At 69.5% G+C, this 21,156-nt stretch carries 19 protein-coding genes, 1 pseudogene and 1 riboswitch; of the genes and pseudogenes, 7 read left to right on the top strand and 13 right to left on the bottom strand.

Annotation, left to right across the window (positions count from 1 at the left end):
• Window positions 1-44: 44 nt before the first annotated feature.
• Window positions 45-707, top strand: a pseudogene (locus tag ACLQ2N_RS02695) (N-acetylmuramoyl-L-alanine amidase); the annotation flags it as partial.
• Window positions 708-924: 217 nt separating this feature from the next.
• On the opposite strand, the gene ACLQ2N_RS02690 reads toward ACLQ2N_RS02695, so the two are convergent.
• The 3 genes from ACLQ2N_RS02690 to ACLQ2N_RS02680 all read right to left on the bottom strand — a co-directional run bounded on the left by ACLQ2N_RS02690 (window position 925) and on the right by ACLQ2N_RS02680 (window position 2,600).
• Window positions 925-2,094 carry a cysteine desulfurase family protein gene (locus tag ACLQ2N_RS02690; RefSeq protein ID WP_425808570.1) on the bottom strand — a complete coding sequence of 390 codons (1,170 nt, stop codon included), beginning with the start codon at window positions 2,092-2,094 and terminating at the stop codon, window positions 925-927.
• Window positions 2,095-2,181: 87 nt separating this feature from the next.
• The gene (locus ACLQ2N_RS02685; protein WP_425808569.1) at window positions 2,182-2,451 is read right to left on the bottom strand and encodes a DUF4190 domain-containing protein; all 270 of its coding nucleotides are present in this window, start codon (window positions 2,449-2,451) and stop codon (window positions 2,182-2,184) included.
• On the bottom strand, window positions 2,448-2,600 hold the full coding sequence (locus ACLQ2N_RS02680; protein WP_361019877.1) for a hypothetical protein: 153 nt from the start codon (window positions 2,598-2,600) through the stop codon (window positions 2,448-2,450). Before ACLQ2N_RS02680 ends, ACLQ2N_RS02685 begins: the two co-directional genes overlap by 4 nt.
• A gap of 114 nt (window positions 2,601-2,714) precedes the next feature.
• On the opposite strand from ACLQ2N_RS02680, the gene ACLQ2N_RS02675 reads away from it, so the two are divergent.
• A complete protein-coding gene (locus ACLQ2N_RS02675; protein ID WP_425808568.1) occupies window positions 2,715-3,365 on the top strand; it encodes a TetR family transcriptional regulator in 651 nt (216 codons plus the stop codon).
• 18 nt (window positions 3,366-3,383) lie between these two features.
• On the opposite strand, the gene ACLQ2N_RS02670 is transcribed toward ACLQ2N_RS02675, so the two are convergent.
• From ACLQ2N_RS02670 to ACLQ2N_RS02625, 10 genes are all read right to left on the bottom strand, one after another.
• Entirely contained in the window at window positions 3,384-4,220 is an 837-nt protein-coding gene (locus tag ACLQ2N_RS02670) for a thioesterase family protein (protein ID WP_425808567.1), read from the bottom strand.
• A 57-nt stretch (window positions 4,221-4,277) separates the two neighbouring features.
• Window positions 4,278-4,937 carry a trimeric intracellular cation channel family protein gene (locus ACLQ2N_RS02665; RefSeq protein ID WP_425808566.1) on the bottom strand — a complete coding sequence of 220 codons (660 nt, stop codon included), beginning with the start codon at window positions 4,935-4,937 and terminating at the stop codon, window positions 4,278-4,280.
• 18 nt (window positions 4,938-4,955) lie between these two features.
• Window positions 4,956-6,131 (bottom strand): ABC transporter ATP-binding protein, encoded by a 1,176-nt coding sequence (locus tag ACLQ2N_RS02660; protein ID WP_425808565.1) that lies wholly within the window; start codon window positions 6,129-6,131, stop codon window positions 4,956-4,958.
• Window positions 6,128-7,219, bottom strand: coding sequence for an ABC transporter ATP-binding protein (locus ACLQ2N_RS02655; protein ID WP_425808564.1), 1,092 nt, complete (start codon window positions 7,217-7,219; stop codon window positions 6,128-6,130). The genes ACLQ2N_RS02660 and ACLQ2N_RS02655 overlap by 4 nt, the downstream gene beginning before the upstream one ends.
• On the bottom strand, window positions 7,216-8,205 hold the full coding sequence (locus tag ACLQ2N_RS02650; RefSeq protein ID WP_425808563.1) for an ABC transporter permease: 990 nt from the start codon (window positions 8,203-8,205) through the stop codon (window positions 7,216-7,218). The genes ACLQ2N_RS02655 and ACLQ2N_RS02650 overlap by 4 nt, the downstream gene beginning before the upstream one ends.
• A gap of 89 nt (window positions 8,206-8,294) precedes the next feature.
• Window positions 8,295-10,061 (bottom strand): ABC transporter substrate-binding protein, encoded by a 1,767-nt coding sequence (locus ACLQ2N_RS02645; RefSeq protein ID WP_425808562.1) that lies wholly within the window; start codon window positions 10,059-10,061, stop codon window positions 8,295-8,297.
• 44 nt (window positions 10,062-10,105) lie between these two features.
• Window positions 10,106-11,098, bottom strand: a complete 993-nt coding sequence (locus ACLQ2N_RS02640; protein WP_425808561.1) for an ABC transporter permease — start codon at window positions 11,096-11,098, stop codon at window positions 10,106-10,108.
• A 351-nt stretch (window positions 11,099-11,449) separates the two neighbouring features.
• Entirely contained in the window at window positions 11,450-12,217 is a 768-nt protein-coding gene (locus ACLQ2N_RS02635) for an enhanced serine sensitivity protein SseB C-terminal domain-containing protein (protein WP_425808560.1), read from the bottom strand.
• A 115-nt stretch (window positions 12,218-12,332) separates the two neighbouring features.
• Entirely contained in the window at window positions 12,333-13,103 is a 771-nt protein-coding gene (locus ACLQ2N_RS02630) for an enhanced serine sensitivity protein SseB (RefSeq protein WP_425808559.1), read from the bottom strand.
• Between the two features lie 122 nt (window positions 13,104-13,225).
• Window positions 13,226-13,909 carry an AAA family ATPase gene (locus ACLQ2N_RS02625; RefSeq protein ID WP_425808558.1) on the bottom strand — a complete coding sequence of 228 codons (684 nt, stop codon included), beginning with the start codon at window positions 13,907-13,909 and terminating at the stop codon, window positions 13,226-13,228.
• 184 nt (window positions 13,910-14,093) lie between these two features.
• Window positions 14,094-14,187, top strand: a riboswitch (glycine riboswitch).
• Window positions 14,188-14,327: 140 nt separating this feature from the next.
• On the opposite strand from ACLQ2N_RS02625, the gene gcvT reads away from it, so the two are divergent.
• The 5 genes from gcvT to ACLQ2N_RS02600 all read left to right on the top strand — a co-directional run bounded on the left by gcvT (window position 14,328) and on the right by ACLQ2N_RS02600 (window position 20,398).
• Window positions 14,328-15,443: a glycine cleavage system aminomethyltransferase GcvT gene (gene gcvT / locus ACLQ2N_RS02620; protein ID WP_425808557.1), complete on the top strand. Its 1,116-nt coding sequence runs from the start codon at window positions 14,328-14,330 to the stop codon at window positions 15,441-15,443.
• Between the two features lie 101 nt (window positions 15,444-15,544).
• Window positions 15,545-15,922 carry a glycine cleavage system protein GcvH gene (gene gcvH, locus ACLQ2N_RS02615; RefSeq protein ID WP_425808556.1) on the top strand — a complete coding sequence of 126 codons (378 nt, stop codon included), beginning with the start codon at window positions 15,545-15,547 and terminating at the stop codon, window positions 15,920-15,922.
• Window positions 15,923-15,942: 20 nt separating this feature from the next.
• Complete coding sequence (gene glyA, locus ACLQ2N_RS02610; protein ID WP_425808555.1) at window positions 15,943-17,202, top strand: serine hydroxymethyltransferase; 1,260 nt, start codon at window positions 15,943-15,945, stop codon at window positions 17,200-17,202.
• Window positions 17,203-17,369: 167 nt separating this feature from the next.
• A complete protein-coding gene (locus ACLQ2N_RS02605) occupies window positions 17,370-18,752 on the top strand; it encodes an L-serine ammonia-lyase (protein WP_425808554.1) in 1,383 nt (460 codons plus the stop codon).
• A gap of 752 nt (window positions 18,753-19,504) precedes the next feature.
• Entirely contained in the window at window positions 19,505-20,398 is an 894-nt protein-coding gene (locus ACLQ2N_RS02600) for a hypothetical protein (RefSeq protein ID WP_148020928.1), read from the top strand.
• The last annotated feature ends 758 nt before the right edge of the window (window positions 20,399-21,156 follow it).

The following is a 21,156-nucleotide window of genomic DNA, read 5'->3' as shown; positions in this document are numbered from 1 at the left end:
TGGGGACGGGAACCGAAAGCTCGCGGATAAGCGTTGTCCGTCACATGGGGACCAAGGGGACGGACGGCGGCGGCACCGGGACCGGGATCAGCCGGCGCTCGGTGCTGATCGGCGGTGCCGTCACGGCCGCGGGCACGGCGGTGCTGGCGCGGGACCGGCTGAAGCGGGCCTGGTGGCGGCTGCCGGGGGTGGAGAAGCCGCGCACCCCGGGGGCGGTGGACTACGCGGGGGCGCGGTGGGTGGCGGCGTCGGAGGCGAACTGGCGGCGGGCCGACCGCCCCGACGACTACGGCATCGACCGGGTGGTCATCCACGTCACCCAGGGCAGCTTCGACAGCGCGGTCCGCGCCTTCCAGGACCCGGGGCACCAGGCGGCGGCGCATTACGTGGTGCGCAAGGACGGGCACGTGACGCAGATGATCCGCGAGCTGGACGTGGCGTTCCACGCGGGCAACCGCTCGAACAACGAACGCAGCGTGGGCATCGAGCACGAGGGCTTCGTGGAGCGCCCCCAGGACTTCACCCCCGCGATGTACGGGGCGTCGGCCAAGCTCACCGCGGCGATATGCGGGCGGTACGGCATCCCGGTGGACCGCGAGCACATCATCGGGCACGTGGAGGTGCCGGGCGCCGATCACACGGACCCGGGCCGCGGCTGGGACTGGGACCGCTACATGGAGCTGGTACGCCGCGCGGCCACGTCCGGGACTAGGGCGTGTTTCGAAAGTCCCGCCTGTCCGGCGACGCCTGGCACTTCCCCAAGCTCTCAACTCCGTTCGAGCAGGGGAGGCCCCATTGCTCGCCGCGTTGTCGGGATCACCCCGATTCACCCAGTATCGGGGCGGCCCTCCGCCTTGCGATCGCACGCACCAGACGCCGCCGGACCCGCCCTACGGGCGGACGGCGCTACTTTCGAAACACGCCCTAGCTGAGCCCCGCCGACCGCGCCCGTTCCACCGCCGGGCCGATCGCCCGGGCCACGTCCTGGACGTCCTGCTCGGTCGAGGTGTGGCCGAGCGAGAAGCGCAGGGTGCCCCGGGCCAGGTCCGGGTCGGTGCCCGTGGCGAGCAGCACGTGGCTGGGCTGGGCGATCCCGGCGGTGCAGGCGGAGCCGGTGGAGCACTCGATGCCCTGGGCGTCCAGCAGCAGCAGGAGCGAGTCGCCCTCACAGCCGGGGAAGGTGAAGTGCGCGTTGGCCGGCAGTCGGCCGCCCGGTGCCGGGTCGCCGCCCAAGAGGGCGTCGGGGACCTCCGCCAGGACGGCGGAAGCCAGCTCGTCGCGGAGCGCGCCGGTCTCCCGGGCGAAGTCCTCGCGCCGGTCGGCGGCGATCCTGCCGGCGACGGCGAACGAGGCGATGCCCGGCACGTCCAGGGTGCCCGAGCGCACGTGGCGCTCCTGCCCGCCGCCGTGCAGCACGGGCACCGGGGTGTACTCGCGGCCGAGCAGCAGCGCGCCGACGCCGGTGGGCCCGCCGATCTTGTGCGCGCTGACGGTCATCGCGGCGAGCCCGGACGCGGCGAAGTCCACGTCGAGCTGGCCGAACGCCTGGACCGCGTCGGCGTGCATCGGGATTCCGAACTCGCGGGCCACTTCGGCCAGTTCGCGTACCGGCAGGATCGTGCCGATCTCGTTGTTGGCCCACATCACGGTGATCAGCGCGATGTCGTCGGGGTCGCGCAGGACCGCCTCGCGCAGCGCCTCGGGGTGGACGCGCCCGTACCGGTCGACGGGGAGGTACTCGACGGTCGCGCCCTCGTGGGCGGCCAGCCAGTCGACGGCGTCGAGGACGGCGTGGTGCTCGACGGGGCTGGCGAGGACCCGGGTACGACGGGGCTCGGCGTCGCGGCGGGCCCAGTACAGGCCCTTCACCGCGAGGTTGTCCGACTCGGTGCCGCCGGAGGTGAAGACCACCTCGCTGGGGCGTGCGCCGAGGGCGTCGGCGAGGGATTCCCGGGACTCCTCGACGGTACGGCGGGCCCGGCGCCCGGCGGCGTGGAGTGAGGACGCGTTGCCCGTGACGGCGAGCTGCGCGGTCATCGCCGCGATCGCCTCGGGAAGCATCGGCGTGGTCGCGGCGTGGTCGAGGTAAGCCATGGTGGGCTCGATTCTACGAGCCCCGGACGGGGCGTATGGCGGGCGCATGGGGTCCCGGGGCCCGCGCACCGCGTGCGGCGGTGCCGGTCAGCCGCCGAAGCCCCAGGAGACGGTGCCGTTTCCGGTGACCAGGAAGGCGAGGACCACCAGGTCGGCGACGCCGAGCGCGAGGCCGAGGAAGGCGCGGCCGCGCCGGTCGGTGGAGCGGGCCAGGGCCACGAGCGCCATCACGATGGCAGCCGGGCCCAGCAGGAGGTTCATCACCAGCAGCCCGACGAGACCCAGCACGAACGAGGCGACGGCGAGGCCGTCGGCGTCCCGGCGGGAGCGCGGGGCGGCTTGCGCCGGCGCGCTCATCGGGACCCCCGCGCCCGCTCGCGTACGGCGAAGACCAGCAGCCAGCAGCCGATGAGGGCGCCGAGGACGAGTGACAGGGGAAGGGGGATCTGGGCCACCGCTCCCAGCACGATCCCCAGCAGGAGCAGGGCGGCGACGAGGACGATCATGTTCGGCCTTTCCGTGTGCGGACGGACCATTCAGAGAACGACTGTTCACTGACTCATGAGTCTAAACCTCTTCGCCTCTTCCCCGGTCCGGAGAACGGTTGTTTACTGAATGGCATGAGTCACACCGTCGGGATCCGAGGGAACGGCATCCGCGAGAGCCAGAAGCTGAAGACGCGCCAGGCGCTGCTCGACGCCGCGCTGGGGCTGCTGGCGGAGCAGAGCCTGAGCAGCCTCGGGCTGCGCGAGGTGACCCGGGCGGCCGGCATCACGCCCACGGCCTTCTACCGGCACTTCGGGAGCGTGTCGTCACTCGGAGTGGCCCTGGTCGAACAGACCCTGGGCAGCCTGCACGGCATGATCGGCGCGATACTCGCCGAGACGGGCGACAGCGAGGTCCGGCTCGACCGCAGCGTGGAACTGATACGGCGCCACGTACGGGAGCAGCCCGCGCACTTCCGGTTCATCGCGCGGGAGCAGCACGGCGGGGTCGCCCCGGTCCGCGAGGCCATCGCGGCGCAGCTGCGGCTGTTCGCCGAGGAGGTGGCGGCGGCCCTCGCGGCGGAACCGGAGTCGCAGGGCTGGACCGAGGAGGACCTGCTGATGCTGGGCGGCCTCTATGTGGACCACATGGTGATCACCGCGTCGGCCCTGCTGGACGCGGGCCCGGCGGACGACGAGCGGGTGGCCCGCACCGCGGGGCGCCGGCTCCGGCTGATCGCACTGGGCGCCCGGCACTGGCTCGACGAGCCGGCACCGGGCGCCTGAGAACGAAAACCGGGAGGATCAGCCGCGCGGGGCGCGGGCGAGCTGGCGGGACTGGGCGACCAGGCGGTCGGCGCTGTCCCAGACGTCGGCGTCCTCCTCCAGGTAGCCGCCCGCCAGGTTGCGGGTGGTGATGGAGACGCGGAGCGGGCCCGGGGCCGGGCGGCAGCGGATGTGCGTGGTGAGCTCGATGGTGGGCGTCCATCCCTTGAGCCCCAGCTCGAACGAGGTGGGCGGCAGCGCGTCCACGGTGAGCAGCAGGGAGAACGGGTCGGGGTCGCGGCCGTCGGCCAGCCCGAACCAGCCGCGCATCTCGCCCTTGCCGGAGGGCTGCCCGACCGCCCAGCCGATGGTCGCCGGGTCCAGCTTGATGTCGAGCCGGTCGGTGATCGCGGAGCTGCCCGGGATCGGCGCCGGTCCGTCGCCGGGGCCGAGGCAGTGTTCGCGCGGCGGGATGGCCGGCGGCTTCGCGGAGGTGCGGACGTCGTCGCTGAGGGCGTCCAGGTCGCCGTAGGTGGCGAGGACGCGGATGCGCTCGACCTCGGTGCCGTCCTCGGCGTACTGGAAGAGGGACGCCTGACCGGTGGAGAGGGTGCGGCCGGTACGGACGGCCTGGGTCCGGATCACCGCCGGGCCGGGCACGGACGCGGTGAGGTAGTGCGCCGAGACGGAGAACGGGTCCGCGTGCGGCAGGGCCTCGCCGAGCGCGCGGCCCAGCAGCGCCAGCAGATAGCCGCCGTTGACGGCCTGGATGATCGTCCAGCCCGCCGAGAGCTCCGCGTCGTAGACGCCCTCTTCGCGCAGGGTGACCGCGGTGTCCCGGTCGAACTCGCTGTCCCCGATGGTTGCCTGTGCCATGGAGGCACCGTACACCGATGTATTACTGAGCGGTAGCTTTTTAGGTCGCCGAGCAGGTCACACCTCCTCCGCCCGTGCCGAGCGCCGGTTGTGGGCGCGCGGGGCCCGCCAGTGGAAGCGGAGCGCGAGGAGCCGCAGGACGAACGCGGTGATCACGGCCGCGCCGCTGGTCAGGGCGTTGAGCGCGTCGAAGCGGAGGCAGAGCGCGATCATGGTGGCGCCCACCATGGCGGGCACCGCGTACAGGTCCCGGTCCCAGCGCAGCAGCGACGGCACCTCGTTGGCCAGCACGTCCCGCAGCACACCGCCGCCGACCGCCGTGGCCAGGCCCAGCGCCGCCGACGAGGTGAGGCCGAGCCCGTAGTCGTACGCCTTCACCGTGCCGGTGACGCAGAACAGCCCGAGACCGGCGGCGTCGAAGACGTTCACGCCGGCCTGGATGCGCTCCACGTGCGGATGGAGGAAGAAGACCAGGCCGGCGGCGAGCAGCGGGGTGGTGAAGTACCCCAGATCCGTGAAGGCGGCGGGCGGCACCGCACCGATGATCAGATCACGGAACAGCCCTCCGCCCAGCGCGGTCACCTCGGCGAGCACCGCGATGCCGAAGACATCGAAGTTCTTGCGTACGGCGAGCAGGGCGCCCGAGATCGCGAAGACGAAGATCCCCACGATGTCGAGCGCGTGCTGGACGGAGGGCGTGAACAGTTCGTTGAGCACCGGGCAATTGTGCCCGTACTACTCCTTCGTACCGTCCGGGGCGGGTCCGGAGGGCTCGGCGGCCTTCGCGGGCTCGGGTGCGGGCTCCTCCGCGGGCGCCGACCGGACCGTGATGACGTCCGCGACCAGCGGGGCGTCGCCCGGCACCTGGTCCTCGCCGTTCTCCGGGTGGTGGCAGGCCACCTGGTGCCCGGTCTTCAGCTGGAGCAGCGGCGGCTCGGTCGTCCCGCAGACCTTCGTCGCCTTCCAGCACCGGGTGTGGAACCGGCAGCCGGCGGGCGGCGAGATCGGCGACGGCACATCGCCCTTGAGCAGGATGCGGTCGCTCTTGGCACCGCGCCGGCGCGGATCGGGCACGGGCACCGCGGACATCAGCGCCTTGGTGTACGGGTGCATCGGCGCCTCGTACAGCGACTTCCGGTCCGCCAGCTCGACGATCTTGCCGAGGTACATGACCGCGATCCGGTCCGAGACGTGGCGGATCACCGAGAGGTCGTGCGCGATGATCATGTACGTGAGCCCGAGCTCGTCCTGGAGGTCGTCCAGCAGGTTCACCACCTGCGCCTGGATCGACACGTCCAGCGCGGAGACCGGCTCGTCCGCGACGACCAGCTTCGGCTTGAGCGCGAGCGCCCGGGCGATGCCGATGCGCTGGCGCTGGCCGCCGGAGAACTCGTGCGGGTAGCGGTTGTAGTGCTCGGGGTTGAGCCCGACCAGCTCCAGCAGCCGCTGGACCTCCGCCTTCACGCCGCCCTCGGGCTTGACGCCCTGGAGCCGGAAGGGGGTGGAGACGATCCCGCCGACCGTGTGGCGCGGGTTCAGCGAGCCGTAGGGGTCCTGGAAGATCATCTGGATGTCGCGCCGCATCGGCCGCAGCCGCCCGGCGGACAGGTGGGTGATGTCGCGGCCCTGGAACTCGACCTTGCCGCCGGTCGGTTCCAGCAGCCTGGTCACCAGCCGGCCCATGGTCGACTTGCCGCAGCCCGACTCGCCGACGACGCCCAGGGTCTCCCCGGGGCGCACGTCGAAGGTCAGCCCGTCGACCGCCTGGACCGCGCCGACCTTGCGCTTCAGCACGCCCTTGGTGATCGGGAAGTGCTTGACCAGGCCGTCCACCTTGAGGAGCGGTTCGGGGCCGGACCCGTCCGACCCGGCCGCGGCCGGCGCGGGAGTCTTCTTGTTCAGCTCAGTCACAGCTTCGGCGCAATCTCTTCGGTCCAGATACGTTCGCGCTGCTCACGCGACATGTGACACGCGGAGTAGTGCCCGTCGCCGACCAGCTGCAGCTCGGGACGCTCGGTGCGGGTGAGGCCGTCGGGCGGGACGTCGGCGTACGGGCAGCGCGGGTGGAAGGCGCAGCCCGGCGGGACGTTGATGAGGCTGGGCGGCGATCCCTTGACGGGGATCAGCCGCTCGGTCTGCTCCCGGTCGATCCGCGGCATCGAGCCGAGCAGGCCCCAGGTGTACGGGTGCTGGGGCTCGTAGAACACCTTCTCGGCGGAGCCGCGCTCGACGCACCGGCCCGCGTACATCACGAGGATCTCGTCCGCGATCTCGGCGACGACACCGAGGTCGTGGGTGATCATGATGACCGCGGAGCCGAACTCCTTCTGCAGATCGCGGATGAGGTCGAGGATCTGCGCCTGGACGGTGACGTCGAGGGCGGTCGTCGGCTCGTCGGCGATGAGCAGCTGCGGGTTGTTGACCAGGGCCATCGCGATCATCGCGCGCTGGCGCATGCCGCCGGAGAACTGGTGCGGATAGTCGTCGTACCGGCGGTGCGGTTCGGGGATGCCGACCCGGTCCAGCATCTCGACGGCACGCTTCTTCGCGGTCTTCTTGTCGACCTTGTGGTGGACCCGGTGGGCCTCCACGATCTGCGCGCCGATCGTGTAGTACGGATGCAGGGCGGACAGCGGGTCCTGGAAGATCATGGCCATCTTCTGGCCGCGCAGCCTGCGTACGCGCTCGGGGCCCGAGCCGATCAGCTCCTCGCCCTCCAGCCAGATCTCGCCGCCGATCCGGGCCCGCTCCGAGGTGTGCAGGCCCATGATCCCCAGCGAGGTCACGGACTTGCCGGAGCCGGACTCGCCGACGATGCCGAGGGTCTGGCCGGCCTCCAGGTCGAAGCTGACACCGTCCACGGACTTGACCAGGCCGTCGTCGGTGTCGAAATGGACGCTGAGGTCGCGTACGGAGAGGAACGGGTGGCCGTCGCCCGTGCGCGGGGCCGGCACGGTCGCGTCCTTCTCGGTCGAGTCCTTCTTGGTCGCGCCGCTCATGAGAGCCTCACCCGGGGGTCGATCGCGGCGTACACGAGGTCCACCAGCAGGTTGCAGATGACGATGAAGAAGGCCGCGACCAGGGTCACGCCCATCACCTTGGGCAGGTCGGCGGTGGTCACGCCCTGGATCGCGAAGGCGCCGAGCCCCTGGAAGGAGAAGACGCGTTCGGTGATGACCGCGCCGCCGAGGAGCAGCGCGAAGTCCATGCCGAAGATCGTGACCAGCGGGGTGAGCGCGGACCGCAGCCCGTGCTTGACGACCACCTTGCGTTCCTGGAGGCCCTTGGCGCGCGCGGTCCGGATGTAGTCCTCGCTCATGGTCTCCAGCATCCCGGCCCGGGTGAGCCGGGCGTAGAGCGCGGAGTAGAGCAGGGCGAGCGTGCACCAGGGCAGGACCAGGCTGCCCGCCCAGGCGACCGGGTCCTCGGTGATGGGCACGTACTCCCCGTTGCCGAAGAGCGCCAGGACGACCAGGCCGGTGAAGAACATCGGGAGGGAGACGCCGGCGAGGGCGACGCCCATGGAGAGGCGGTCGAAGAGCGAACCCCGCTTCAGCGCGGAGACGACGCCGATCGCGACACCGGAGACGACCCAGATGACGGCCGCACCGACGGCCAGCGAGAGCGTGACCGGGACCCGGTCCAGGAGCTGCGGCCAGATCTCGGTGTGGGTCTTGAACGAGTAGCCGAAGCACGGGGCGTTGCACGTGACCGGGTCGGGGCCGAACTGGTACTGGGCGCCGACCACGATGCCCTTGATGAAGTGCCAGTACTGGAGGTACAGGGGCTGGTCCAGCCCCAGGTTCTTCTTGACCGCGGCGATGACGTCGGGGTCGGGGCTCTTCCCCACGTACTGCGCGGCCATGGAGTCGAGGGTCTGCCCGCCGAGGCGGGGAACCAGGAAGAAGATCGCGAACGTGACTGCGCTGACCACCAGCAGCAGCAACACCGCGGCGAATACGCGTCGGATGATATACGCAGCCACAGCCGTGCGGCGCCGGGCGGGTGGGGCGGGTAACCCCGCCGCCCGGCGCCTTCACCTGCCTTTCAGGGGATGCTTTTGATGAACAGGCGCTACTTGGTGGACGTCATGAGCACGTAGTCGTACATGCCGAGGTACGCGTCGGTGACGGTGACGTTCGCCGCGGAGTCCGGGCGGTAGAGCAGGTTCTTGCGGTAGAAGAGGGGAACGACCGAGGCGTTCTCCATGACCTTCTGGTCGACCTCGCCCCACGTGGCGTTGCGCTCAGCGGTGTCGACGGTCCCGATGCCCTTGACGAGGAGGTCGTTGATCCCCTTGTCGTTCAGCTCCATCAGGTTGGTGCCGCCGGAGGGCTTGATGGCCGAACCGTTGACGATCTGGTCGAGGAAGCCGAAGCCGGTCGGCCAGTCGGCGCCCCAGGCCATCATCATCATGCCCGCGTTGTTCTTGTGGACCCAGGCCGGGACACCCGCGAAGTCGGTGAAGTACTTGTCCGCCGGGAACTGCTTGATCTCGGCGGTGACGCCGATCGCCTTCAGGCTGTTCTGGAGCTGCGTGGCGGCGGTGACCTCGTCAGGACGGTCGGAGCGCGCCGTCAGCGTGGTCTTGAAGCCGTCCGGGTGACCGCACTTGGCCAGGTGCTCCTTGGCCTTGGCCACGTCGCCCTTGCTGCCCTCGGTCGGGTACAGGTCGAACTTCTTGTAGCCGGCGACGGTCGGGGGGATGACCGTGCTCGCCGGGTCGCCCTTGACCGAGCCGCCGATCGAGTCCACCATGCTCTGCTTGTCGACGGCGTACTGGACGGCCTTGCGGCACTCCACGTTGTCGAACGGCTTCACGTTGACGTTCAACGCGAGGTACTGCAGGGCGCCGGCGTACGGGTTGTCCGTCTTCGCCTTCTCCGCCGCCTTGACCAGGACCTTGGGCTGGGTCTTGGACTGCAGGCCCGTGCCCGCGATGTCCGCGGTGGTCTCGTCGTTGAGCAGGTGCTCGTCGACCGTGGTGGGGTTGACGTTGAACTTGAGCTGGATCTTCTCCGGCAGCGCCTTGCGGATCGGGTCCGTCTTCGGGTCCCACTCCGGGTTGCGGACCAGGGTCGCGCCCTTGCTCTCGTCGTACGCCGAGAACTTGTACGGACCCGAGGAGACCATCTTCTGGACGTAGCTGGCGCCCGTGTCGGCCTTCTGCTGGATCGGCGCGGTCTGCGAGAACGCGGCCAGGTAGTCCATGTCCGCGAACGGCTTCTTCAGGTGGAAGACGATCGTGTACTTGTCCGGGGTCTCGATGGACTTCAGGCCCTCGGTGGACTTGTCCTTGTACGGACCCTTGTACTTGTCGCCGCCTTCGAGGTACGCCTTGAAGTACGTCGGGCCGTTCGACAGGGCCTCCGGCGCGAAGTTGGAGCGCTCGACGGCGTACTTGACGTCCTGCGAGGTGATCTCGGAGCCGTCCTCGAACTTCACGCCCTTGCGGAGCGTGTACGTCCAGGTCTTCGCGTCCGCGCTCGCCTTGCCGAGACCGGTGGCGAGGTCGGGGACGACCTGGAGGCTGTCCTTGCCGGCGGCCGGCTTGAAGGTCACCAGCGAACGGGCGTACAGGCGCGCGAAGTTCTGCACCCAGCCGTAGTACGTGTTGCCGGGGTCGAGGGAGTCCGGGCCACTGGTGTGCTCGTAGGTGACCGTCCCGCCCTTCTTGGTACTCGGGTTGACGATGCTCGTCAGACCGGCGTCGGCCTTGGCGTTGCCACCGCCACCGCCGCCCTTGCCGCCGCCACCGTCCGAGTCCTTGCTGCACGCCGTGGCGGCGAGCGACACCGCGATCGCGACGGCCACGAGTGCCGCTGTCTTTCTGTTCTGCATGCTGAGGAAAGCCCCCTCGCTAGTCCTGTGCGGCACTGCCGCGTTTACTTGCCGCGAGGGTCGAGTGCGTCGCGCAGCCCGTCCCCCAGCAGGTTAAAAGCCAGCACGGTGATGAAGATCGCCATGCCGGGGATGACCATGAACATCGGGTCCACCTCGTAGAGGTCGACCGCCTGCGTGAGCATGCCGCCCCAGGACGCCTGCGGCGGTGCGATCCCCACGCCCAGGAAGGACAGGGCCGCCTCGAAGAGGATGTTCGTGGGGATCAGCAGCGTCGCGTACACGAGGATCGGCGCGACCAGGTTGGGCAGCAGCTCGCGGAAGAGGATGAACGGCCCCCGGGCACCCAGCGACCTGGCGGCCTCCACGAACTCGCGCTCGCGCAGCGACAGCGTCTGCGCGCGCACGATGCGGCCGATGTACGGCCAGCTGAAGAAGCCGATCACGAAGATCAGGACCGCGATCCGCAGCGTGAGCCCTTCCATGCCGAAGGCGTTGCCCTGGAGGGAGGCGGAGATGGAGATCGCGAAGAGCAGCAGCGGGAAGGCCAGGAAGGTGTCCATCAGCCGGCTGATCAGGCTGTCCACCCAGCCGCCGTAGAAACCGGCCACGACACCCATGACGACGCCGATGGCGACGGAGAGCAGGGTGGAGCCGACGGCGACCACGAGCGAGACCCAGGAGCCTTCGAGGATGCGCGCGAAGATGTCGCGGCCGGTCTGCGGTTCGACGCCGAACGGGTGGTCCCAGCTGATCCCGCCGAAGTCGCCCTTGGGCGCCAGCATCACGGGGTCGACCAGGCTCTGGTTGAACGCGTTGGGGTCGAGCCCCAGGAGCGACTGGAGCGGCTTGGACAGCACGGCGGTGAGGATCAGCAGGACGACAACGATGCCACCGGCCATCGCCGCCTTGTCCCGCTTGAAGCGGGTCCAGGCGATGCGGCCGAGCGAGCGGCCCTCGATCTCCTTGCGGCCCGCGCCTTCCAGCACCGCTTCGGGCCGTGTATCCGCCCTGGTGGTCTCGATAGGTGCCGTCATTGCGCTGGAGACCCCTCTCGGCCGGCGGTGGCCGGCCCGTGACCGCCGCGGTAGCGGCTCCTACATAGCCCGATTCGAGTGACGGCGCCCGTCGGGCCCGGACCTGAAGGGGGGGGCGACCACGGGCACAGAGCACCTGTTGCGTGGGAGTCTTCAGCCACTGCGCGCACACCCGCCAGACCTGACGGGGAATGTTTGCTCAACCGTGATGGCGTCAGAATGCAACCGATATCCGAACAGCCGGACTCGGCGACCGGGCTTCGCGGTCACAAAACAGCGATAACGAACACTTCGCGCATGAACACCGAAGTGCCCGCAATGCCCCCGGTTCGCCCGGGGCCTGACGCGAACTCAGTATGCGGGTGCCTGCGGATACCCGTAACCGGGCGCGGCGTGCGCCTCGCGGTCGTAGAAGGGGCGGGAGTTGACGCGCAGCCACATCGCGACCGGGTCGTACTCGTCGGACATCGCGACCGTGGAAACCGGCAGGCCCTCCGGGACGGCGCCGATCGACTGGCGCATCATCCCGCGCACCGCGTCGACGGACGGCCTGCTCGTGTCGTACAGGTCGAGGCCGACGGCGAGGTACGGGGCGCCGAGCGCGGGCTGCACCCAGGCGCGGCGCAGCGAGCGGATCGCGGGGGTGTGGTGGGCGTTCTGCGTGAGCTGGGCGTAGAACTGCGGGATCTCGATGGCCGGTTCGCTGATCCTGAGCGGCCCGGCGGGCATCCGGTCGAGGCCGGTCGCGATGCGGCGCAGATCCAGCCAGGGGATGCCGACGCCGCCGCCCGGGGCGTGCGGATTGAGCCAGACGCCCCAGCGGTCGGGGTAGAGGGCGCGCGCGATGTCCAGTCCGGCGACCACCTCGTGGTCCCGGCTCCAGCCGCTTGCGGTGAGCTCCTGGGGGGAGGTGACGCACGGCGCGTAGCCGAGCCCTTCGACCTCCATGTTCCCGTACTGGGCGTCGGGGGCGCCGGGGCGGCCGTGCCAGAGGAGCATCCAGACCCGGCCGGCCGACAGGGCCTGGAGGAGCGCCTCGTACGCGTCGTAGCGCCCGGGCGCGACCTGTCGCAGCATGTGCTCGACCTGACCGGCCGCCGCGGTGCCTGACGCACTCACCCTGGGTCCCGCCCCTCGTAGATCCTCTGCTTCGGCCACCGGGCATCGGCCTTCGGCCATCAAACCAGCTTATGCGGCCGCACCGTCTCCGGCTTGACGCCGCCGGCCGCGCCCGTCACTCCGGGGCGCGCGTGTAGAAGGGCCGCACCCGCTCGCGCATCCAGTCGGCGACCGGGTCCTGCGCCACGTCGAGGAGGACGAGGTTGACCGGCCACGGCACCGCGACGCGGCCCAGCGCCCGGCCCAGGGCGTCCATCGGGGCGCTCTGGCCGGCGCCGTCCCAGGTGGAGAACTCGACGCCGACGAAGAGCACGGGGTCGTCGCCCTCGATGCTGGCCAGGACCCGGCGGGCGGTGCGGACGACGCCGCTCTCCTGGAACTCGCCGGCCGCGGCGGCCAGGAAGTCGACGGGCTCCTCCTTCCAGTCCGGCTCGTACAGCCGGACCCGGCCCCCGGTGGCCGGGCCGTCGAGCGGGGTGCGCCCGGCCCGGCACAGCTCGGCGACGGCGGGGGCGGGCAGCGGCAGGCCGACGGCGCCGCCCGGGTTCACCGCGATGCCGAGCTGCGGGGGCAGGCCGCGGGCGAACTCGACGGCCGGGGCGATGGTGAAGGACATCTGCGCGCCGACGCAGGTGAGGAACTGGTGCTCGGAGCTGTAGACGGGGACGTACGCGGCGCCGTCGATCTCCATCGCGGGCAGGTCGAGGTCCCGGGCGTCCGGCCCGCCGCCGTTGGGCAAGGGCACCCAGACGTGGCTGCGGCCGAGCACCTCCAGCAGGCGGCCGCCCGCTTCCGGGGTGCCGAGCGAGGCGCCCAGCACCTCTTCGAGTTCGTTGGCCGGCCAGCCGCCCTGCGGCAGGCTCCCGGCCTGTGCCGGAATGTCCACTGCTTCCCTCTCGCCCGTTGCCGTGCAGCAAGAGGGTACGGCCTCACCCGGCCTCCGTCGGCCCTGGGGCCTGTCCGGAAACCGCCTCCCCGGCTACTGTCCGGCCGTTGGACGGTCCGTTTTCAGCCGTCGGTCTGTGCGTCTGCGAACGTGATGCGCGTGAGCGCCCCGGCCGCCTCGCGGTCGAGCAGCACCGCCGAGGCGCAGCCGCGCGGCAGCAGCCCCGCCTCGGTGTCCCGCAGCAGCCGCCCCACGGCTCTGCGGTGCCGGGCGAAGGCGTAGGCGGAGACGCCCCGGCCGCGCTCGCGCTGGCCCTCGCGCGCGGTCCGGGCGCAGACGTCGAGCAGGACCAGGTGCAGGCCGCTGCCCCGGCGCCGGGCGTGGCGGGCGAGCAGGGCGCGGACCCAGCTCTGCGTACCGCAGTCGTGGACGACGACGGAGGCGCCGGAGCGCAGGACCCGCCGCAGCCCCCGGTAGTGGGCGAGGCGGACGAGCGGGCGGTAGAGGACGTAGGGGAGTAAGCGGGGCATCCGGCGGGCCCAGCGGTCCCGGGTGTCCTGGGAGTCGACGGCGTACGCCGGGGCGGTGCGGGAGAGCAGGGTCGACTTGCCGCTGCCGGGGAGTCCGGAGACCACCACGACGTCCCCGGCGGCGAAGCGCAGGGTGCGCGGGCCGCGCCCGGCCCGGCCGCGCAGGTCCCGGACGACGGGCGGATGCGTGCCCACCGCCTGCCGGGGCGGTGAGCCGGACTGCGCGGGCAGTGTGGTGCTCGTGGTTCCCGCGGTCGTCGCGTAGCGCAACGTCATCGCCTCCCCCTGGCCGTACGGCCGACGCGTGCAGGACCGGTACCTACCCCGGAAGTGTAAAGAAAAGGTAATGCGATACAACCGTCCGACCCGCCGGAAGACCGTGACGAGCGGCACCGCTCCCGGCGCACCACTCCCCCGGAATGCGTGCGATGATGACCCCGCCAACTGCATACAGGCCGCTTGAATCCGCGCGGGAGAGTCCCGGTCACCGTGCCGGGCGCCGAAGGAGCAAGATCCTCCCTTGAATCTCTCAGGCCCCGTACCGCGTGGATGAGGCATATCTGAAAAGCGGGCCGCCCGGCGGCTCCACCCAAGGTGCAAGCCGACCCCCGCGGGGCCTCTCGGCGAACCTCTCAGGTTCCGATGACAGATGGGGAGGGATCGTCCTCGTCGTCATGCCCTGGGAGCCCGTTTCATGAGCAGCACCCCCCGTCTCACCGCCCTCGACACCCTGCACCGCTCGCTGGGCGCCACCATGACCGACTTCGCGGGCTGGGACATGCCGCTGCGTTACGCCAGCGAGCGCGACGAGCACAACGCCGTCCGCACGAAGGCCGGCCTCTTCGACCTGTCCCACATGGGCGAGATCACCGTCACCGGCCCGCAGGCGGTGGACCTGCTGAACTACGCGCTGGTCGGCAACATCGGCACGGTCTCGACCGGCCGGGCCCGCTACACGATGATCTGCGCCGAGGACGGCGGCATCCTGGACGACCTGATCGTCTACCGCCTCCAGGACACGGAGTACATGGTCGTCGCCAACGCCGGCAACGCCCAGCTCGTCCTGGACACGCTCACCGCGCGCGCCGCCGGCTTCGACGCCGAGGTCCGCGACGACCGCGACGCGTACGCGCTGCTCGCCGTCCAGGGCCCCGAGTCCCCGGCGATCCTCGCGGCCGTGACCGACGCCGACCTGGACGGCCTGAAGTACTACGCGGGACTGCCCGGCACGGTCGCCGGGGTGCCCGCGCTGATCGCCCGTACCGGCTACACCGGCGAGGACGGCTTCGAGCTGTTCGTCGCGCCCGGGCACGCCGAGCGGCTGTGGAAGGCGCTCACCGAGGCGGGCGCCGCGCACGGCCTGATCCCGTGCGGCCTCTCCTGCCGTGACACGCTGCGCCTGGAGGCGGGCATGCCGCTGTACGGGCACGAGCTGACGACGTCGCTGACCCCGTTCGACGCCGGGCTCGGCCGGGTCGTGAAGTTCGAGAAGGACGGCGACTTCGTCGGCCGCAAGGCGCTGGAGGCCGCCGCGGAGCGCGCCGAGACCGCCCCGCCCCGCAAGCTCGTCGGCCTGGTCGCCGAGGGCCGCCGGGTGCCGCGCGCCGGGTTCCCGGTCGTCGCCGGCGGTCAGGTCATCGGCGAGGTCACCTCGGGCGCCCCCTCCCCCACCCTGGGCAAGCCGATCGCCATGGCGTACGTCGACGCGGCGCACGCCGAGCCGGGCACCGCAGGAGTCGCGGTGGAGATCCGAGGCAGCCACGAGCCGTACGAGGTCGTGGCGCTCCCCTTCTACAAGCGCACGAAGTAGAACCGTAGAACCCGGCCGGTGCCGCGTACCCGACGCGGTCCCGTCTCACACCGTAAGACCACCGTTCATCCGCACTCCCCGCGTACAGGAGAATTCAGACCATGAGCAACCCCCAGCAGCTGCGGTACAGCAAGGAGCACGAGTGGCTGTCGCCCGCCGAGGACGGTGTGTCCACGGTCGGCATCACCGAGCACGCGGCCAACGCGCTCGGTGACGTCGTCTTCGCCCAGCTCCCCGAGGTCGGTGACACGGTGACCGCGGGCGAGACCTGCGGCGAGCTGGAGTCGACCAAGTCGGTCAGCGACCTGTACTCGCCGGTGACCGGTGAGATCACGGAGTTCAACCAGGCCGTCGTGGACGATCCGTCGCTGGTGAACTCCGCTCCGTTCGAAGGCGGCTGGCTGTTCAAGGTACGCGTCGCCGAGGAGCCGAAGGACCTGCTCTCCGCCGACGAGTACACCGAGTTCTCCGGCAACTAAAGACCCCAAGGGACCACCTGATGTCGCTTCTCAACTCCTCACTCCACGAGCTGGACCCGGACGTCGCCGCCGCCGTCGACGCCGAGCTCCTGCGCCAGCAGTCCACGCTCGAAATGATCGCTTCGGAGAACTTCGCTCCGGTCGCGGTCATGGAGGCGCAGGGCTCCGTCCTGACCAACAAGTACGCCGAGGGCTACCCCGGCCGCCGCTACTACGGCGGCTGTGAGCACGTCGACGTGGTCGAGCAGATCGCCATCGACCGGATCAAGGCGCTCTTCGGCGCCGAGGCCGCGAACGTCCAGCCGCACTCCGGTGCGCAGGCGAACGCCGCCGCGATGTTCGCGCTGCTGAAGCCGGGCGACACGATCATGGGCCTGAACCTGGCGCACGGCGGCCACCTGACCCACGGCATGAAGATCAACTTCTCCGGCAAGCTCTACAACGTGGTCCCGTACCACGTGGACGACACCGGTGTCGTGGACATGGCCGAGGTCGAGCGCCTGGCCAAGGAGTCCAAGCCGCAGCTGATCGTCGCCGGCTGGTCCGCCTACCCGCGCCAGCTGGACTTCGCCGCCTTCCGCCGCATCGCGGACGAGGTCGGCGCGTACCTGATGGTCGACATGGCCCACTTCGCCGGTCTGGTCGCCGCGGGCCTGCACCCCAACCCGGTGCCGCACGCCCACGTCGTCACCACGACCACGCACAAGACCCTCGGCGGTCCGCGCGGCGGTGTGATCCTCTCCACCCAGGAGCTCGCCAAGAAGATCAACTCGGCGGTCTTCCCGGGTCAGCAGGGCGGCCCGCTGGAGCACGTGATCGCGGCCAAGGCGGTGTCCTTCAAGGTCGCAGCGGGCGAGGAGTTCAAGGAGCGCCAGCAGCGCACCCTGGAGGGCGCCCGCATCCTGGCCGAGCGCCTGGTCCAGCCGGACGTCACCGAGGTGGGCGTCTCCGTCCTGTCCGGCGGCACCGACGTGCACCTGGTCCTGGTGGACCTGCGCGACTCCGAGCTGGACGGCCAGCAGGCCGAGGACCGGCTCCACGAGATCGGCATCACGGTCAACCGGAACGCCGTCCCCAACGACCCGCGCCCGCCGATGGTCACCTCCGGCCTCCGGATCGGCACCCCGGCCCTGGCCACCCGCGGCTTCCGCGCCGAGGACTTCACCGAGGTCGCCGAGATCATCGCCTCGGCCCTCAAGCCGTCCTACGACGCGGACGACCTGAAGGCCCGGGTCGCGAAGCTGGCCGAGAAGTTCCCGCTGTACCCCGGCCTGAAGTAGCCGACCAGGCGCATTCGCGCCTCCGGGAGGGGCACCCGCACACTGAACAGTGGGCGCGGTGCCCCGTCCCTTGTCCCCCGCTTTGTCTCTTGCACTCCGGGCCGCCCACGCCCGTACCGCACCACCCGGCAGACAACGGCGTCTACCAACCCCTTAGGAGTCCCCCCGTGGCCATCTCGGTCTTCGACCTGTTCTCGATCGGCATCGGCCCGTCCAGCTCCCATACGGTCGGCCCCATGCGCGCGGCCCGTATGTTCGCGCGCCGCCTGAAGAACGAGGGCCTGCTCGCCCACACCGCCTCGATCCGGGCCGAGCTGTACGGCTCCCTCGGCGCCACCGGCCACGGCCACGGCACCCCCAAGGCGGTCCTGCTCGGCCTGGAGGGCGAGTCCCCGCGCACGGTCGACGTCGAGACGGCCGACGAGCGGGTCGAGGAGATCCGCTCCACCGGCCGGATCAACCTGCTCGGGATGCACGAGATCCCCTTCGACGCGGACGAGCAGCTGGTCCTGCACCGCCGCAAGGCGCTCCCGTACCACGCCAACGGCATGACCGTCTTCGCGTACGACGCCGAGGGCGCCCCGCTCCTGGAGAAGACGTACTACTCGGTCGGCGGCGGCTTCGTCGTGGACGAGGACGCCATGGGCGAGGACCGGATCGTGCTCGACGACACGGTCCTGAAGTACCCCTTCCGCACCGGCGACGAGCTGCTGCGGCTGACCCGCGAGACCGGTCTGTCGATCTCCTCGCTGATGCTGGAGAACGAGCGCGCCTGGCGCACCGAGGACGAGATCCGCTCCGGCCTCCTCGACCTCTGGCGCGCCATGCAGGCGTGCGTCTCGCGCGGCATGTCCCGCGAGGGCATCCTGCCCGGCGGCCTCAAGGTCCACCGCCGCGCCGCCAAGACCGCCCGCCAGCTGCGCGCGGAGGGCGATCCGCAGGCGCACGCCATGGAGTGGATCACCCTCTACGCGATGGCGGTCAACGAGGAGAACGCGGCGGGCGGCCGCGTGGTCACCGCCCCGACCAACGGCGCGGCCGGCATCATCCCGGCCGTCCTGCACTACTGGATGAACTTCGCCGCGGGCGGCTGCACGGAGGCCGAGAAGGAGGACGGCATCGTCCGCTTCCTGCTGGCGGCCGGCGCGATCGGCATGCTGTTCAAGGAGAACGCCTCCATCTCCGGCGCCGAGGTCGGCTGCCAGGGCGAGGTCGGCTCCGCCTGCTCCATGGCCGCCGGCGCCCTCGCCGAGGTCCTGGGCGGCAGCGCCGAGCAGGTGGAGAACGCCGCCGAGATCGGCATGGAGCACAACCTGGGCCTGACCTGCGACCCGGTCGGCGGCCTCGTCCAGATCCCGTGCATCGAGCGCAACGGCATGGCCGCGGTCAAGGCGGTCACGGCGGCGAAGATGGCGCTGCGCGGCGACGGCAGCCACAAGGTCTCCCTCGACAAGGTCATCAAGACCATGAAGGAGACCGGCGCGGACATGTCCGTGAAGTACAAGGAGACCGCCCGCGGCGGGCTCGCGGTGAACATCATCGAGTGCTAGTCGGATAGGCCCTGACCAGCGCGTTTGCTTCTTTCAGCGCTGTCAGGGCCTTCCCTGCCTACGGGGTGGAAAGTCCCTGGAAACCCCCTGGGACAGACGTGAAAGTCCCTGAAAAGTCCCTGGGATGTCCCCGTAGGACTTGGCTGATCGCCGTTGCGGTAGGCCAACTTCCAGGCTGATCTGGCGCTCTTACGGCCGACTCAGGTAGTGGTTACATGCCAGGTAGCGAAACCTACGCATGACGAGTTGTCCGGTCTCGCTCCGCGAGCATCCGCCACCGTCCGCCCCTCGCACCCAACGGCTGAACAGGCGCCTACTCGCACCCATGCGGACGGTGGCGGACGCTCCCGGACGGAGCAGGTACCGAGACCACGGTGCTGCTGGTCTCGGCCTCTAACCGCCGTGTCCCAATCGCTACAGGCAGAGAGCTCCAACCCGATTGCTTCTGGAGCCAATAGGGAGGAAAATTGCTCTACTCAAGTGTGGACGTCATGGGGAAGGTGCCGTCTCAGTAGGGTGGGGACATGGGGACGGATCGTCGCACTTTTGGATCTTGGCGCCTTCGAGGTGGCCGCTACGAGCAACAGGGTTTGCCCGTTGAGGTCTTGGCAGAGTTCGCCAGGTATGAGCGTCTCGTGGTCGACGTGGCACGCGGGTTGTACAAGCAGCGACACGCCACGCGACAGAGGGTTCCTAGGGGTTTCGCGTCCTCTTTCTCTCTCCGCCTTTCGGACATCCAAGCCGGAAGCGTGGTGCCCATTCTTGAGCGTGCCACCAATGAGACTGACACCCTCTTCGACGAGGACTCAGGCATCTTCGACGAGGCACGCATCCTAATTCAAGACACTTTGCGCTCCATCCAGTCCGGATCCGGCATTCCGCGGACCTTCCCGCCGCACGCACTTCGCGAATTCTCACGCTTCGGACGCAGCTTGCAGGATGACGAATCAATCGTCTTCGACAGTGGCAGCCCATCCGAAGTGATCTACTCGCAATCAGTCCGCCGATTGATTCACGAGAAGGCGCGCCTTGAGCGATTCGAGATTGAAACGCTCATCGCAGGGCAGGTCATCGGAGTAAACGCAGAAAAGGGCACATTCGACTTCCGCCTATCTAGCGGGAAACAGGTACTGGGGCGCTTCTCCTCCGACGACATCGTCGTGGACCTTAAGCAATACCTAGATCGATCAACAATGGCCCCCACGGTCGCCGTTAACGCCGTAGCAATTCAGTCACTAGATGGCGACTATATCGAGATTCAGGACATTCTGTCGATCGAACCGGTTCTGCCGCCTGAGTGGTCAGAACGTCTCCTGACATTGCAGACTCTCGAAAATGGCTGGCTCGATGGCATCGGCAAGGAAGTGAGCAGAAAGCTACTGCGCCAAGTCGAATCCATTCTTCTTGAACTCCTTGATGCACAGGTCGAGCGCCCATACATTTATCCGACCGAGGAGGGTGGGGTCCAGCTAGAGTGGCCTTTCACCCGAGGCGAGGTCACGCTAGTAATTCTCCCAGAAGAAAAGGTGGACGTATATGCCTTTTCGAAGGAAGACGACACCGACAGCACTAAGACGTTCCACTGGCGGAACCTAGAAAGCATCACAGAATTCGTGACCGGGGGGATCACCCAGTATGGCGACTGACGGCCCAAATCTTCGGCCCGGCGAGCTTGAAATATCGACCCAGGACGAGAAACTTTGGCGCCAAGTGAATCCTAGCTGGGTCCATGACGGCCGGGTCAGTAGCCAACTCTTTCGACCCACACCTAAGGATACCGGTGAAGTATCGGTGACAAGGTCTTCATTGGTCACCCCTGAAGCAGCGCACCACCATCACACCGGGACGCTGGGTTACGCGTCGGTCGGCATTTTCTGTGTAGAGGTAGGCGAAGTTAACGAAGCGGGTCTAAGAGTCATTGACGATGCCCAAATCGATGACGGAGAAACCCGCCCACCTGCCCATGCGTACGTCGATTACAAACTGATTGATTCGAAGAAACTCCAGCAGAGGCGCGCCAGCGTTCTTCGCGATAAAGCCGAAAAGCACGGGTGGCAATACGGACCCATGAAGCATTAGAACTTCAAGGGCGCTGGTTCGCCATCCCGAAAGCGGAGATCGGGACAAACGTGTGGGAGACCCGCGAGGCTGCCCGGGCCGACGTTTTCCGCTATGTCGAGGTCGAGTACAACCGCAGCCGCCTCCGTCGGCACCCTCGACTACGGGTACGTCACCCCGCTCGAGACGAGAGCCTTGCTCAGGCAGGACCTCGCCCCGCCAGCGCAAGCACCCGCTGTCCGGCTCGCGGGGGGAACTCCGCCCGCGCCCTGCTCACCGCTTGGGCCACCGCCTGCAAAGCATGCGCCGACGAATGCTCCTCGCACGCCGGCGCAAGGCGAAGCCG

The sequence above is a fragment of the Streptomyces sp. DT224 genome (assembly GCF_049844595.1).
Classification (GTDB): Bacteria; Actinomycetota; Actinomycetes; order Streptomycetales; family Streptomycetaceae; genus Streptomyces.
This window is presented reverse-complemented; position numbering and strand designations above follow the sequence as displayed.

What these genes read in the sequence shown, in the direction of transcription:
- ACLQ2N_RS02690 (WP_425808570.1), bottom strand. Translation starts at nt 2,094, where the DNA reads ATGGCTTACCTCGACCACGCCGCGACCACGCCGATGCTTCCCGAGGCG.
- ACLQ2N_RS02685 (WP_425808569.1), bottom strand. Translation starts at nt 2,451, where the DNA reads ATGAGCGCGCCGGCGCAAGCCGCCCCGCGCTCCCGCCGGGACGCCGAC.
- ACLQ2N_RS02680 (WP_361019877.1), bottom strand. Translation starts at nt 2,600, where the DNA reads ATGATCGTCCTCGTCGCCGCCCTGCTCCTGCTGGGGATCGTGCTGGGA.
- ACLQ2N_RS02675 (WP_425808568.1), top strand. Translation starts at nt 2,715, where the DNA reads ATGAGTCACACCGTCGGGATCCGAGGGAACGGCATCCGCGAGAGCCAG.
- ACLQ2N_RS02670 (WP_425808567.1), bottom strand. Translation starts at nt 4,220, where the DNA reads ATGGCACAGGCAACCATCGGGGACAGCGAGTTCGACCGGGACACCGCG.
- ACLQ2N_RS02655 (WP_425808564.1), bottom strand. Translation starts at nt 7,219, where the DNA reads ATGAGCGGCGCGACCAAGAAGGACTCGACCGAGAAGGACGCGACCGTG.
- ACLQ2N_RS02645 (WP_425808562.1), bottom strand. Translation starts at nt 10,061, where the DNA reads ATGCAGAACAGAAAGACAGCGGCACTCGTGGCCGTCGCGATCGCGGTG.
- ACLQ2N_RS02640 (WP_425808561.1), bottom strand. Translation starts at nt 11,098, where the DNA reads ATGACGGCACCTATCGAGACCACCAGGGCGGATACACGGCCCGAAGCG.
- ACLQ2N_RS02625 (WP_425808558.1), bottom strand. Translation starts at nt 13,909, where the DNA reads ATGACGTTGCGCTACGCGACGACCGCGGGAACCACGAGCACCACACTG.
- gcvT (WP_425808557.1), top strand. Translation starts at nt 14,328, where the DNA reads ATGAGCAGCACCCCCCGTCTCACCGCCCTCGACACCCTGCACCGCTCG.
- gcvH (WP_425808556.1), top strand. Translation starts at nt 15,545, where the DNA reads ATGAGCAACCCCCAGCAGCTGCGGTACAGCAAGGAGCACGAGTGGCTG.
- glyA (WP_425808555.1), top strand. Translation starts at nt 15,943, where the DNA reads ATGTCGCTTCTCAACTCCTCACTCCACGAGCTGGACCCGGACGTCGCC.